Origin of the sequence: Amphibiibacter pelophylacis (genome assembly GCF_037688875.1) — a bacterium.
GTDB classification, from domain to species: domain Bacteria; phylum Pseudomonadota; class Gammaproteobacteria; order Burkholderiales; family Burkholderiaceae_C; genus Amphibiibacter; species Amphibiibacter pelophylacis.
The window spans coordinates 75,699-87,844 of the sequence record NZ_JAWDIE010000009.1 but is presented as its reverse complement, the minus strand read 5'-3'; the positions used below and the strand labels follow the sequence as shown (position 1 = coordinate 87,844).

Sequence of the window (12,146 nt, the reverse complement as noted above, 5' to 3'; positions counted from 1 at the left end):
ATACCGACTTATATCGATTGAATCATGTCAAAGCAGGGTGTTGAGACCAGGGGAAACCCGTTCTCGCGACGCATCACCAGGGCCCATAGCAAAGTCAGATCAGGCCATTGGCCCATCAAAGTACCTTTGAAATCAAATATTTGATAATTTTTTCGATGGTATGCGCCTAACGCATCAAACCCGAGGCTGGAGCCTGTTGCGTCAGCGCAATTTTGTCGCCACAGCACCACAATTCGTGATTCATAGTCCTCTTGATGCCATTAAAAAATTCAATCTATAAATTTATGATACTCAGTCTGTTGAAGCAGCTCACACGCTTGCCCATGAAAAAACCCCGCCGGGCCTTGCGGCCCGACGGGGTTTTTCTCTGACTGGGTGGAATCAGAATGCGTAGTTCACACGCACACGCGCTGCGACCTGGGTGTCGCTGCCGGTGTTCTTGCCGAAGCTCAGAGCGGGAGTGATCGTCGCGCCCTTGATATCCAGCAGCGGCAGGGAGTAAGCCGTGTACACCGCATAGCGCGAACGATTGGTGTCGGTGTTGCGGGCATAAACGGCGCCCAGACCGAAATCGCCCATCACGATGTTGGCGCCCAAAGCGCTGCGCTCTTTCTTCTTGGCGTAGTTGACGTTCACGTCAGTACCCACGCCCAGGTTGTACCCCAGCGACAGACCAAAGCCGGTGGCGCTCGAGCTGGGAACAGCGTCGCTGCCTGCAGCAGTAGTAATCGTCACGTTGCTGACCGATCCGTCAGGGTTGGTGATCGTACCGGGCAGGGTCGTGGCCGTCACGGCGCTCTTGCGCAGCGTGTTCACGTATTCAATACCGCCGCGCAGGGTCAGCGGACCGGTGGTGTAGGAGACAGCCGGACGGAGACCACGCACACGACCCGCGCCCGTGTCGTTGGCGTGCACAATACCCAGTTCGGCGCGCAGACCCGGCATGGGGTTCACGCCCAGAGCCGCATGCAGCTGGCCAGCACCCACGCGGCCACGCAGATCGTTGGCGTTGTAGCCAAAGGCATACTCGCTATCGCCCACCAGGCGCGCATCGACCACCAGGGTGTCTTTGCCCAGCGGGAACAGATCCATGGCCTCAAAGCGCCCCAGCTTCACATCCCACAGCTTGGTGCCGAACTGGCCCCAAGCATCATCCACAGCCGTCGTGCCATCGAGCTTCAGCAGCAGAGTGCCACGGCCAGCGACAAAATAGTTGTCTGCCAGTGATTTGCGGGCCGCCAGGTTCACTTCAACGCGGCCATCGGTGTCCACCGAATTGCTGTTGGAGGTGGCAGTCCTGTTGGTGATGGTGGGGTTCAGTTCCAGGTTGGCGTCCATGGTCACTTGGGCCATCGACACACCGGACACGGTCAGGGCTGCAGCGGCAGCCAGCACTTTGACGATCAGTTTCATGGGTTCTCCCTGATGGATGAAAGGATAAAAAGGGTCTGGTCCGTTCCTTGCTGGAACTTTTGTTAGAAACCTGACTCGCAATCATTGGATCATGCCGGTACTGCGTCATTGGCCTAGGGAAAACCCGCTCAAGTTGATGCAGTCTGTACCGAGCGAAGTCTTGCAAACCGACTCGTCTCCCAAAAAAAACCAATAAATCAACTGTTTGCACTTTTGATGATTGCGCAATCATCAGCCACAGCTCTTCGCACTTTTTCAGCGCTGAGCGCTTTCCTGTCGCGAGCACGCAACATTTCTTCACCCACGGCCCGTCCGTTTTCTGCGATGACATCAATGCCCACTCATTTTTTACGCCTTCAGGCGGGCTGGGCCAGTGTGCTGTCGGCCCTGTGCGCCATTGCCGCGCTGCTGGCAGCGCCGAACGCGCAGGCGCAGACCGCAGCGCCCGTACTGGATCAGACCGAGTACGCCAGCTGCCTCAACCAGCTGCGTGGCACAGCGGCTTTTGGCCGCATCAGCGACGACACCTGGCAGCGCTTCGTCGCACCGCTGCAGGCCGATGGCAGTGTGCTGCCGCTGCTCAACGCCCAGCCTGAATTCACGATGCCCGTGTGGGACTACATGGCCGTGCTGGTCGATGACGAGCGCGTGTCTGACGGCCGCGCCGCCCTGAAACAGTGGCTGCCGACGCTGCAGCAGGTGCAGAGCCGCTACGGCGTGGCGCCCGCCATGGTGCTGGGCGTGTGGGGCGTGGAGAGCAATTTCGGCAAAAACCTCGGGGCCAGGCCGCTGCTGGTCTCGCTGGGCACGCTGTCGTGCTTCGGGCGCCGCCAGAGCTACTTCCGCAGCGAGTTTGCCAACGCGCTGCGCATCGTCCAGGAAGGCCATATTCCGGCGGAAAAACTCAGCGGATCGTGGGCCGGCGCGTTTGGCCAGACGCAGTTCATGCCGTCCACCTTCTTTCGCACGGCGGTCGATTTTGACGGCGATGGCCGCCGCGACATCGTCGATTCGGTCCCCGACGCGCTGGCCTCCACCGCGCGCTTCCTGCAGCAGGCTGGGTATGTGCCGGGCCAGCCCTGGGGCTACGAAGTCCGCCTGAACCAGGGCGAGCCGGACGTGTCCGGGCGCCGCAGCAAAAAGCCGCTGTCCTACTGGCGCTCGGCCGGGGTGACGCTGCCCGATGGTTCGCCGCTGCCGGATACGCTGACCTCGGCCGGTCTGCTGCTGCCCGCCGGAGCCAGCGGCCCGGCTTTTCTGGTCGGGAAAAACTTTGACACGCTGTACAGCTACAACGCGTCCGAGAACTATGCCCTGGCCATCGCCCACCTGTCTGATCTGATCGCCAACCCCGCTGCGCGCGTGCCCTTCGCCCGCGCCTGGCCGACCGACGATCCGGGTCTGAGCCGCGCCCAGAACCGCCAGCTTCAGGCGCTGCTGATCGCCAAAGGCTACGACATCGGCACTCCCGACGGCCTGATCGGTGCCAAAACGCGCACGGCCATCCGCGCCGAACAGCAGCGCCTGGGCATGGCCGTGAACGGCCGCGCCGGACAGAAACTGCTCGCCGCCCTGCAGTGATCCAGCGGCGATAATGGCGCCCGGCCCCACCGGGCGGGCCGCTGAACTTTCGGGCGACATCATGCACATCCACATTCTGGGCATCTGCGGCACATTCATGGGCGGCGTGGCCGCTCTGGCGCGCGAGGCCGGGCACCGCGTCACGGGCTGCGACGCGCAGGTCTATCCGCCGATGAGCGACCAGCTCCGCGCGCTGGGCATTGACCTGATCGAAGGCTACGACAGCGCGCAGCTGGAGCAGCTTGGCGGCACACCCGACGTCTTCGTCATCGGCAACGTGGTCAGCCGCGCCAAGACGGGCGCTTACCCGCTGATGGAAACGATTCTGGACAAGGGCCTGCCCTACACCAGCGGCCCGCAGTGGCTGGCCGAAAACGTGCTGCAGGGCCGCCATGTGCTGGCGGTGGCCGGCACGCACGGCAAGACAACGACGACCTCGATGCTGGCCTGGATTCTGCAGGACGCGGGGCTGGAGCCTGGCTTTCTGGTGGGCGGCGTGCCGCAGAATTTCGGCGTGTCCGCGCGCCTGGGCGCTGGAAAGCACTTCGTCATCGAGGCCGACGAGTACGACACCGCATTTTTCGACAAGCGCAGCAAGTTCGTCCACTACCGGCCACGCACCGTGGTGCTGAACAACCTCGAGTTCGATCACGCTGACATCTTCGCTGATCTTGCTGCCATCGAGACACAATTTCACCACCTGATCCGCACCGTGCCTTCTACCGGTCGCATCGTCAGCAACTTTGATGCGCCTGCGCTGGACCGCGTGCTGACGCGCGGCTGCTATACGCCGGTGCAGCCTTTCGGGCTGGAAACGTCTGCTACCGGGACATTGACGGCCAGTGGCGAACCGCACGATTTCGCCGTGATGCGCGACGGCCGGAAGCTGGCGCAGCTGACCTGGGCGCTGCAGGGCCGTCACAACCAGATGAACGCACTGGCAGCGCTGGCCGCCGCCGAGCACGTCGGCATTGATCTGGCACGTGGCACGCAGGCGCTGGGCCGTTTTGAGAACGTCAAGCGCCGTATGGAGCTGCGCGGAACAGTCCACGGCGTCAGCGTTTACGACGATTTCGCACACCACCCCACGGCGATTGCCCTGACGCTGGACGGCGCTCGGCGCCAGCTTCCCGCCCGGGGACGCCTGCTGGCGGTCTTCGAGGCCCGCTCCAACACCATGAAGCTGGGCACCATGGCGGCGCAGTTGCCCGGCGCACTGGCCGACGCCGACGCTGTGTGGGCATTGCAGCCGCAGGGCTGGAGCCTGTCTGACGCGCTGGCGCCGCTGGGCGAGCGCGCCCGCGTGCTGGACAGCGTGGACGCGCTGGTCGCTGATGTCGCAGCTGCCTGCCGCCCCGGCGACGTCGTGGTCGGCATGAGCAACGGCAGCTTTGGCGGCCTGCACGGCAAGCTGCTGGATGCTCTGGCCGCCCGCGCAGCCCAGGGCGCGTGATGGCGCGGCCTCAGCCTTCCAATGCCGACCAGCTCGACCTGCGCGCCGGCCAGTCCGTCGAGCTGCTCAAGGAGCTGCACATCCTGACGCGCGATGCGCGCATCAACCAGGATTCACGGCGCAAGCTCAAGCAGGTTTACCACCTGTTCCAGTTCATCGAACCGCTGCTGCAGCGCCTGCGCGTTCAGGCTCAGGAGAGCGGCGACGACTGGTGCGCGGCCGACCACGGCGCGGGCAAATCCTACCTGGGCTTCATTCTTTATGACCTGTTCGTGCGCCACGCGGCGGACGGCCACATTTACGGCATCGAGACGCGGCCCGAGCTGGTTGAGCGCTCGCGCGAGCTGGCCCAGCGCTTTGGCTTTGGGCGCATGGGTTTTCTGAACCTGAGCGTCGCGCAGGCCACGCAGGACAGCGCCCTGCCCGAGCGCGTGGGCCTGGTGACCGCGCTGCACGCCTGCGACACGGCCACCGACGATGCCATCGAGTTCGGTCTGCTCAAGCAGGCGCAGTTCATGGTGCTGGTGCCCTGCTGCCAGGCCGAGCTGGCCGCCGCTTTGCGCCAGAACAAGGCGCTGATGCTGGCGCGCAGCCCGCTGGCCGAGCTGTGGCGCCGCCCGCTGCACACGCGCGAACTGGGCAGCCAGGTGACCAATGTGCTGCGTTGCCTGTACCTGGAGGCCATGGGCTACCAGGTGACGGTGACCGAGCTGGTCGGCTGGGAGCACAGCATGAAAAACGAGCTGATCCTGGCCGAATACACCGGGCAGAAACGGCACAGCGCGGGCCAGCGCCTGCGCCAGATTCTGGAAGAGCTGGGCCTGCCCGATCACGCCACGCGGCGCTTTCCGCGCCTGAGCTGACACAGCGCGACAGGGCCCAAAAAAAGGCTCCCGAGGGAGCCTTTGTTCTGCCGGATCGGACCGCAGCGTCGCTTATTTGCGGCGCAGCTTCTGGATGGCCGCAAGCTGGGCCGCCATCGCGGCGAACTCGCTTTGAGCGGCGGCTAGATCGATCTCGGATTTGGCGTCGCGAATGGCGGCTTCGGCGGCCTTTTTGGCCTCCAGCGCCTTGGCCTCGTCCAGATCCTTGCCGCGGATGGCGGTGTCGGCCAGAACGGTGACGCCACCCGGCTGGACTTCCAGAATGCCGCCCTGGACGAAAATCAGCTCTTCGCTCTGGGTCTGGGCGTTCTGGATGCGCACCGAGCCCGGCTTGATGCGGGTGATGAGCGGGGTGTGGCGCGGCAGGATGCCCAGCTCACCGCTTTCGCCCGGCAGGACCACGCGGGTGGCCTCGCCCGAAAAAATCAGTTCGTGGGTGGATACAACGTCAACGTGCAGGGTGGCCATGGTCAGCTCTCAATCTCGTGAAGGGGTTCGGCCGCGCAGCACACAGGCGCCGCGCGGCGGCAGCGGGCCTTAAGCGGCCTGCAGCTTCTTGGCCTTCTCGAACGCTTCGTCGATGGTGCCGACCATGTAGAAGGCCTGCTCGGGCAGGTGATCGCACTCGCCAGCCACAATCATCTTGAAGCCGCGGATGGTTTCCTTCAGCGGCACGTACTTGCCGGGCGAGCCGGTGAACACTTCGGCCACGTGGAAGGGCTGCGACAGGAAGCGCTGGATTTTGCGCGCGCGGGCCACGGCCAGCTTGTCTTCCGGGGACAGTTCATCCATGCCCAGAATCGCGATGATGTCGCGCAGTTCCTTGTAGCGCTGCAGGGTCTGCTGCACGGCGCGGGTGGTGTTGTAGTGCTCTTCGCCCACGACGTTAGGATCGACTTGGCGGCTGGTCGAATCCAGCGGGTCCACGGCGGGGTAGATGCCCAGCGAAGCGATGTCACGCGACAGCACGACCGTGGCGTCCAGGTGGGCGAAGGTCGTGGCGGGCGACGGGTCGGTCAGGTCATCGGCAGGGACGTAAACGGCCTGGATGGAGGTGATCGAACCGACTTTGGTCGAGGTGATGCGCTCCTGCAGGCGGCCCATTTCTTCGGCCAGCGTCGGTTGGTAGCCCACGGCAGAAGGCATACGGCCCAGCAGCGCGGACACTTCGGTGCCGGCCAGCGTGTAGCGGTAGATGTTGTCCACGAAGAACAGCACATCCTTGCCTTCGTCGCGGAACGATTCGGCGATGGTCAGGCCGGTCAGCGCCACGCGCAGGCGGTTGCCCGGGGGCTCGTTCATCTGGCCGTAAACCATGGCCACTTTGGATTCGCCCAGGTTCTCGAGGTTCACCACGCCGGAATCGGCCATCTCGTGATAGAAGTCGTTGCCTTCGCGGGTGCGTTCACCCACACCAGCGAACACCGACAGACCGCTGTGGGCCTTGGCGATGTTGTTGATGAGTTCCATCATGTTCACGGTCTTGCCCACACCGGCGCCACCGAACAGACCCACCTTGCCGCCCTTGGCGAACGGGCAGATCAGGTCGATCACCTTGATGCCGGTTTCCAGCAGATCCTGCGAGGGCGACAGCTCGTCATAGGTGGGAGCAGCGCGGTGGATGGAGGCCGTCTGCTCGTGCGAGACTTCGCCGCGTTCGTCGATGGGCGTGCCCAGCACGTCCATGATGCGGCCCAGCGTGGCCTTGCCGACCGGCACGGTGATGGAGGCGTTGGTGTTGACCACTTCCATGCCACGGCGCAGACCGTCAGAGCTGCCCAGCGCGATCGTGCGGACCACGCCGTCGCCCAGCTGCTGCTGCACTTCCAGCGTCAGCGCAGAGCCTTCCATTTTCAGCGCGTCGTACACGCGCGGCATCTGGTCACGGGAAAACTCGACGTCCACCACGGCGCCGATGCACTGCACGATTTTGCCGCGGCCTTGAACGGCCTGGGTTTGGGTAGTCATAATCTGTTCCTTGGGTATTCGCGATTCACATTCCGGTCGCAACCATCACACGGCGGCGGCACCACTGACGATTTCGGACAGTTCCTTGGTGATGGCGGCCTGTCGCGTTTTGTTGTAAACGAGCTTGAGCTCGCTGATGAGATTCCCTGCGTTGTCGGTCGCGGCCTTCATGGCCACCATGCGCGCCGACTGCTCGGACGCCATGTTGTCGGCCACGGCCTGATAGACCAGCGCCTCCACATAGCGCTGCAGCAGCTCGTCGATGACGGTGGCAGCGTCCGGCTCGTAGATGTAATCCCAGGCGTGCGCTTTCTTCTCGGCCTCGGTCTGCTGCAGATGGCCTGCGCCCAGCGGCAGCAGCGTGACCATGCGCGGTTCCTGCTTCATGGTGTTGATGAACTGGGTGTAGCACAGCACCACCTCGTCCACCTCGCCATTGACGAAGGCATCCAGCGCGACCTTGACGGGCCCGATCAGGCTGTCCATGACCGGCGCGTCGCCCAGCTGCACGTAGTGACTGATGACCGGCACGCCGACACGGCCCAGAAAGCCAAAGCCCTTGTTGCCGATGGCCACAGCCTTGATGGACTGGCCCTCGGTCTGGCGGTCTTTCATGCCTTGGGTGACCAGACGCAGCACGTTGGTGTTCAGACCGCCGCACAGACCCTTGTCGGTCGTGACCACGATGTAGGCGACGTTCTTCACCTTCATCGCCTTGCGCATGTAGGGCGATTTGTATTCTGGGTTGGCCTGGGACAGATTCGCGGCGATGTTGCGGATCTTGTCACTGTAAGGCCGCGCCGCCCGCATGCGCTCCTGCGCCTTGCGCATTTTGCTGGCGGCCACCATTTCCATGGCTTTGGTGATCTTGCGGGTGTTTTCCACCGACTTGATCTTGCCGCGTATTTCCTTGCCTACCGCCATTGGGCAGCTCCTTTTCAGACGGACGGGCCAGACGGTGTCTGGCCCTCAACACCCATCAGGCGAACGATTTCTTGAAAGCCGCAATGGCCGCAGACAGTTCGGTCTCGCTGTCCTTGCTCAACGCCTTTTCGTCGCCCATTTTCTGCAGCAGGCTGGCGTGGCTGGATTTCAGGTGCTGGTGCAGGCCGGATTCAAAGGGCAGCACCTGCTTGACGTCGATGTCGTCCATGAAACCCTTGTTGACCGCGAACAGCGTCGCGCCCATCAGGGCGATCGGCAGCGGGCTGTACTGGGCCTGCTTGAGCAGCTCGGTCACGCGGGCACCGCGGTCCAGCTGCTTGCGGGTGGCTTCATCGAGGTCAGAAGCAAACTGCGCGAAAGCGGCCAGTTCGCGATACTGCGCCAGGTCGGTACGGATACCGCCGGACAGGCCCTTGATCAGCTTGGTCTGGGCGGCACCGCCGACGCGCGACACCGAAATACCGGCGTTGATGGCGGGGCGGATACCGGCGTTGAACAGGCTGGTTTCCAGGAAGATCTGACCGTCGGTGATCGAGATCACGTTGGTCGGCACGAAAGCGGACACGTCACCGGCCTGCGTTTCAATCACCGGCAGCGCGGTCAGCGAGCCCGTCTTGCCCTTGACTTCACCCTTGGTGAAGGCTTCAACGTAATCGGCATTGACACGGGCTGCACGCTCCAGCAGACGGCTGTGTAGATAGAACACGTCGCCCGGGAAAGCCTCGCGGCCCGGCGGGCGGCGCAGCAGCAGCGAGACCTGGCGGTAAGCCACGGCCTGCTTGGACAGATCGTCATAAACAATCAGGGCGTCCTGGCCGCGATCGCGGAAGTATTCGCCCATGGTGCAGCCCGAGTAGGCCGACACATACTGCATGGCCGCCGACTCGGAAGCCGTTGCCGCCACGACGATGGTGTATTCCATCGCGCCATGCTGTTCCAGCGCACGCACCACGTTCTTCACCGACGACGCCTTCTGGCCGATCGCGACGTAGATGCAGGTCATGTTCTGACCCTTCTGGTTGATGATGGCGTCGATGGCCACGGCGGTCTTGCCGGTCTGGCGGTCGCCGATGATCAGTTCGCGCTGGCCACGGCCGATGGGCACCATGGAGTCAATCGACTTGATGCCGGTCTGCACCGGCTGGTCCACCGACTGGCGCGCGATCACGCCCGGGGCGACTTTTTCGATCACGTCGGTCATCCTGGCGTTGATCGGGCCCTTGCCGTCGATGGGCTGGCCCAGCGCGTTGACCACGCGGCCGATCAGCTCGGGGCCGACCGGCACTTCCAGGATGCGGCCCGTGCACTTGACGGTGTCGCCTTCGCGGATGTGCTCGTATTCGCCCAGAATCACCGCGCCGACCGAGTCGCGCTCCAGGTTCAGCGCAAGGCCAAACGAGGGCTGGCCATCGCTGCCAGCGGGGAATTCCAGCATTTCGCCCTGCATGACGTCCGACAGGCCGTGCACGCGCACGATGCCGTCGGTCACCGAGACCACGACGCCCTGGTTGCGCACGTCAGCGCCACCGGAAAGACCTTCAATCCGGGTCTTGATCAGTTCGGAAATTTCTGAGGGATTCAGTTGCATTACGCTCTCCCGGCGGGACAGGACGACACGCGTCGCCCCACCTTGGACAAATTAAAAAAATCAGGCCGTCAGGGCCGCACGCAACTGCCCCAGTCGCGCCAGCACGGAAGTATCCAGAACTTCGTCGCCCACCGTCACACGCACGCCACCGATCAGCTCGGCGTTCTGGCGCACTTTCAGCTCCAGCCGACCACCGAAACGGCGCTCCAGCGTGGGCTGAAGGTCGGCCAGCTGCTGCGCATCGAGCTCGTAAGGGCTCTCCACCAGCGCCACCCGGGCACCGCCCGCACTGCGCACCAGATCAGCGAACTGGCTGGCGACTTCGGGCAGGGCTCGCAGGCGTTTGTTCTCGATCAGCACCTGAACGAAATTGCCCACAACCGGCAGCGCGGAAGGCGCCGCAGCCAGCAGCAGCGACTGAACGTCGGCCGCTTTCGAGGAGGGGTTTTCCGCCCAGGACTGCACCCGCGCATCCGACCAGACCGTCACGACGGCGTCCAGCTGCCGGACCGCCTGCGCGGCCTGTGCGGCCGGGACGGCCTTGAACAGGGCTTCGGCGTAGGGGCGGGCAATGGTGGAGATTTCAGCCATGTCAGAGCTCCGACTTCAGGCGGTTGAGCAGCTCGGCGTGATCGGCCGGCTTGACCTCGCGCCGCAGAATCTGCTCAGCGCCCTTGACGGCCAGGAGGGCCACCTGCTCGCGCAGCTGGTCACGCACCTTGCCCATTTCGAGCCCGGCTTCCTGTTGCGCCTGCAGACGGATCTTCTGGCCCTCGTCGTTGGCCTTGCCTTTGGCTTCGTCCACGATGGACTGCGCCAGGCGCTCGGCGTCGGCCAGGCGGGTCGAGCATTCAGCGCGCGTCTGGGCGAGCTGCTGGTCGATCTGCTGGCGGGTGTTGGCCATGGCCGCACTGGCATCGTCGGCGGCTTTCAGACCGGCCGCGATTTTCGCGGCGCGCTCGTCCAGGGCCTTGGCCAGCGGCGGCCAAATCTTTTTCATGGTGAAGGCAATCAGCACCAGGAAAACGATGACCTGTATAAACAGGGTCGAGTTGATATTCACAACATGATCCTTTCCGTGTTGAAAGGGTCAGACCCGATTAAGCCAGCTGGAAGGGGTTGGCGAAGGCGAACAGCAGGGCAATAGCAACACCGATCAGGAAGGCAGCATCGATCAGACCGGCCAGAATGAACATCTTGGACTGCAGCTCGTTCATCAGTTCAGGCTGGCGCGCCGAAGATTCCAGGAACTTGCCCCCCATCAGGCCGATACCGACCGAAGCGCCCAGAGCGCCAAAGCCAACGATCAAGCCACAAGCCAGAGCGACCAAACCCAAAACGTTTTCCATGATATCTCCTAAGAAAAAAGGAACAGCCCAAAAAGAATCCGATGAGAGCGTCGGGCCTTACGCACTCACGCCCTCAAATCAGTGTGCGTCGTGCGCCTGACCAATATAGATCAGCGTCAGCATCATGAAAATGTAAGCCTGCAGCACGATCACCAGAATATGGAACAGCGTCCAGATGGTGCCAGCGATCAGGTGGCCGATGGCCAGCCAGAAACCCGCCGTGGCCGGATTGAGGCTGAAGGCCCAGGCGCCGCCCATCACGGCGATCAGCATGAACACCAGCTCGCCCGCAAACATGTTGCCAAAGAGTCGCATACCGTGCGAAACCGTCTTGGCCAGGAACTCGATGATCTGCATCAGGAAGTTGATCGGATACAGAAACCACTTGTCGCCGAACGGAGCGGCCACCAGCTCGTGCGCCCAGCCACCCAGACCTTTGATCTTGATGTTGTAGTAGATGCAGAACAGCAGAACAGTGATCGACAGCGCCAGCGTGGTCGACAGGTCGGCCGACGGCACCACGCGCATGTAGTCCTTGAAACCCATGGCCGGACCCGCCATGTGCCAGAGACCAGGAATCAGGTCGACGGGAAGCATATCCATGAAGTTCATCAGGAAAATCCAGATGAACACAACGAAAGCCATCGGGGCGACCAGCTTGCGGCTTTTCTCGTTGTGGATCAGGGCTTTGGCCTGGTTATCGACCATTTCGAAAAGCATTTCGACAAAAGCCTGAAAACGCCCGGGCACGCCCGCCGTGGCTTTGGACGCCAGGCGATACAGCACGAAGCACGCAATACTGCCCAGCAGCACGGTCCAGAACACTGAATCCAGGTTGAACAGCGAGAAGTCGACGATATTCTTCTGTTTGACGGCATTGAAGCCGAAATCAAACTGCAGGTGCGCCAGGTGGTGCTTGATGTATTCGCCCGCTGTCAGGGCCTGACCTTCTGAAGACATAAATG

At 63.0% G+C, this 12,146-nt stretch carries 12 protein-coding genes; 3 read left to right on the top strand and 9 right to left on the bottom strand.

Going from position 1 to position 12,146, the window contains the following annotated elements; translation table 11 throughout:
* Window positions 1-381: 381 nt before the first annotated feature.
* The gene (locus RV045_RS07520) at window positions 382-1,413 is read right to left on the bottom strand and encodes a carbohydrate porin (RefSeq protein ID WP_423235164.1); all 1,032 of its coding nucleotides are present in this window, start codon (window positions 1,411-1,413) and stop codon (window positions 382-384) included.
* A gap of 333 nt (window positions 1,414-1,746) precedes the next feature.
* On the opposite strand from RV045_RS07520, the gene RV045_RS07515 reads away from it, so the two are divergent.
* The 3 genes from RV045_RS07515 (at window position 1,747) to RV045_RS07505 (ending at window position 5,310) form a co-directional block, all read left to right on the top strand.
* Window positions 1,747-2,994: a lytic murein transglycosylase gene (locus RV045_RS07515; RefSeq protein ID WP_423235163.1), complete on the top strand. Its 1,248-nt coding sequence runs from the start codon at window positions 1,747-1,749 to the stop codon at window positions 2,992-2,994.
* 61 nt (window positions 2,995-3,055) lie between these two features.
* On the top strand, window positions 3,056-4,447 hold the full coding sequence (gene mpl, locus RV045_RS07510; RefSeq protein ID WP_423235207.1) for a UDP-N-acetylmuramate:L-alanyl-gamma-D-glutamyl-meso-diaminopimelate ligase: 1,392 nt from the start codon (window positions 3,056-3,058) through the stop codon (window positions 4,445-4,447).
* Window positions 4,447-5,310 (top strand): class I SAM-dependent methyltransferase, encoded by an 864-nt coding sequence (locus tag RV045_RS07505; RefSeq protein WP_423235162.1) that lies wholly within the window; start codon window positions 4,447-4,449, stop codon window positions 5,308-5,310. The genes mpl and RV045_RS07505 overlap by 1 nt, the downstream gene beginning before the upstream one ends.
* A gap of 72 nt (window positions 5,311-5,382) precedes the next feature.
* On the opposite strand, the gene RV045_RS07500 is transcribed toward RV045_RS07505, so the two are convergent.
* The 8 genes from RV045_RS07500 to atpB all read right to left on the bottom strand — a co-directional run bounded on the left by RV045_RS07500 (window position 5,383) and on the right by atpB (window position 12,141).
* Window positions 5,383-5,799, bottom strand: a complete 417-nt coding sequence (locus tag RV045_RS07500) for a F0F1 ATP synthase subunit epsilon (protein WP_423235161.1) — start codon at window positions 5,797-5,799, stop codon at window positions 5,383-5,385.
* A 69-nt stretch (window positions 5,800-5,868) separates the two neighbouring features.
* Window positions 5,869-7,299, bottom strand: coding sequence for a F0F1 ATP synthase subunit beta (gene atpD, locus RV045_RS07495; RefSeq protein ID WP_423235160.1), 1,431 nt, complete (start codon window positions 7,297-7,299; stop codon window positions 5,869-5,871).
* A gap of 45 nt (window positions 7,300-7,344) precedes the next feature.
* The gene (gene atpG / locus RV045_RS07490) at window positions 7,345-8,223 is read right to left on the bottom strand and encodes a F0F1 ATP synthase subunit gamma (RefSeq protein ID WP_423235159.1); all 879 of its coding nucleotides are present in this window, start codon (window positions 8,221-8,223) and stop codon (window positions 7,345-7,347) included.
* A 55-nt stretch (window positions 8,224-8,278) separates the two neighbouring features.
* Window positions 8,279-9,832: a F0F1 ATP synthase subunit alpha gene (gene atpA / locus RV045_RS07485; protein WP_423235158.1), complete on the bottom strand. Its 1,554-nt coding sequence runs from the start codon at window positions 9,830-9,832 to the stop codon at window positions 8,279-8,281.
* Between the two features lie 60 nt (window positions 9,833-9,892).
* Window positions 9,893-10,423, bottom strand: coding sequence for a F0F1 ATP synthase subunit delta (locus RV045_RS07480; RefSeq protein WP_423235157.1), 531 nt, complete (start codon window positions 10,421-10,423; stop codon window positions 9,893-9,895).
* 1 nt (window position 10,424) lies between these two features.
* Window positions 10,425-10,895 carry a F0F1 ATP synthase subunit B gene (locus RV045_RS07475; RefSeq protein ID WP_423235156.1) on the bottom strand — a complete coding sequence of 157 codons (471 nt, stop codon included), beginning with the start codon at window positions 10,893-10,895 and terminating at the stop codon, window positions 10,425-10,427.
* Between the two features lie 37 nt (window positions 10,896-10,932).
* Window positions 10,933-11,181 carry a F0F1 ATP synthase subunit C gene (gene atpE, locus RV045_RS07470; RefSeq protein WP_423235155.1) on the bottom strand — a complete coding sequence of 83 codons (249 nt, stop codon included), beginning with the start codon at window positions 11,179-11,181 and terminating at the stop codon, window positions 10,933-10,935.
* Window positions 11,182-11,259: 78 nt separating this feature from the next.
* Window positions 11,260-12,141: a F0F1 ATP synthase subunit A gene (gene atpB / locus RV045_RS07465; RefSeq protein ID WP_423235154.1), complete on the bottom strand. Its 882-nt coding sequence runs from the start codon at window positions 12,139-12,141 to the stop codon at window positions 11,260-11,262.
* Between the last annotated feature and the right edge of the window lie 5 nt (window positions 12,142-12,146).

Excerpts from the sequence above, each read along its gene's own strand:
- atpD (WP_423235160.1), bottom strand. The coding sequence starts at position 7,299 with ATGACTACCCAAACCCAGGCCGTTCAAGGCCGCGGCAAAATCGTGCAG.
- atpB (WP_423235154.1), bottom strand. The coding sequence starts at position 12,141 with ATGTCTTCAGAAGGTCAGGCCCTGACAGCGGGCGAATACATCAAGCAC.
- RV045_RS07520 (WP_423235164.1), bottom strand. The coding sequence starts at position 1,413 with ATGAAACTGATCGTCAAAGTGCTGGCTGCCGCTGCAGCCCTGACCGTG.
- atpG (WP_423235159.1), bottom strand. The coding sequence starts at position 8,223 with ATGGCGGTAGGCAAGGAAATACGCGGCAAGATCAAGTCGGTGGAAAAC.
- atpA (WP_423235158.1), bottom strand. The coding sequence starts at position 9,832 with ATGCAACTGAATCCCTCAGAAATTTCCGAACTGATCAAGACCCGGATT.
- RV045_RS07505 (WP_423235162.1), top strand. The coding sequence starts at position 4,447 with ATGGCGCGGCCTCAGCCTTCCAATGCCGACCAGCTCGACCTGCGCGCC.
- RV045_RS07500 (WP_423235161.1), bottom strand. The coding sequence starts at position 5,799 with ATGGCCACCCTGCACGTTGACGTTGTATCCACCCACGAACTGATTTTT.
- mpl (WP_423235207.1), top strand. The coding sequence starts at position 3,056 with ATGCACATCCACATTCTGGGCATCTGCGGCACATTCATGGGCGGCGTG.
- RV045_RS07480 (WP_423235157.1), bottom strand. The coding sequence starts at position 10,423 with ATGGCTGAAATCTCCACCATTGCCCGCCCCTACGCCGAAGCCCTGTTC.
- atpE (WP_423235155.1), bottom strand. The coding sequence starts at position 11,181 with ATGGAAAACGTTTTGGGTTTGGTCGCTCTGGCTTGTGGCTTGATCGTT.
- RV045_RS07515 (WP_423235163.1), top strand. The coding sequence starts at position 1,747 with ATGCCCACTCATTTTTTACGCCTTCAGGCGGGCTGGGCCAGTGTGCTG.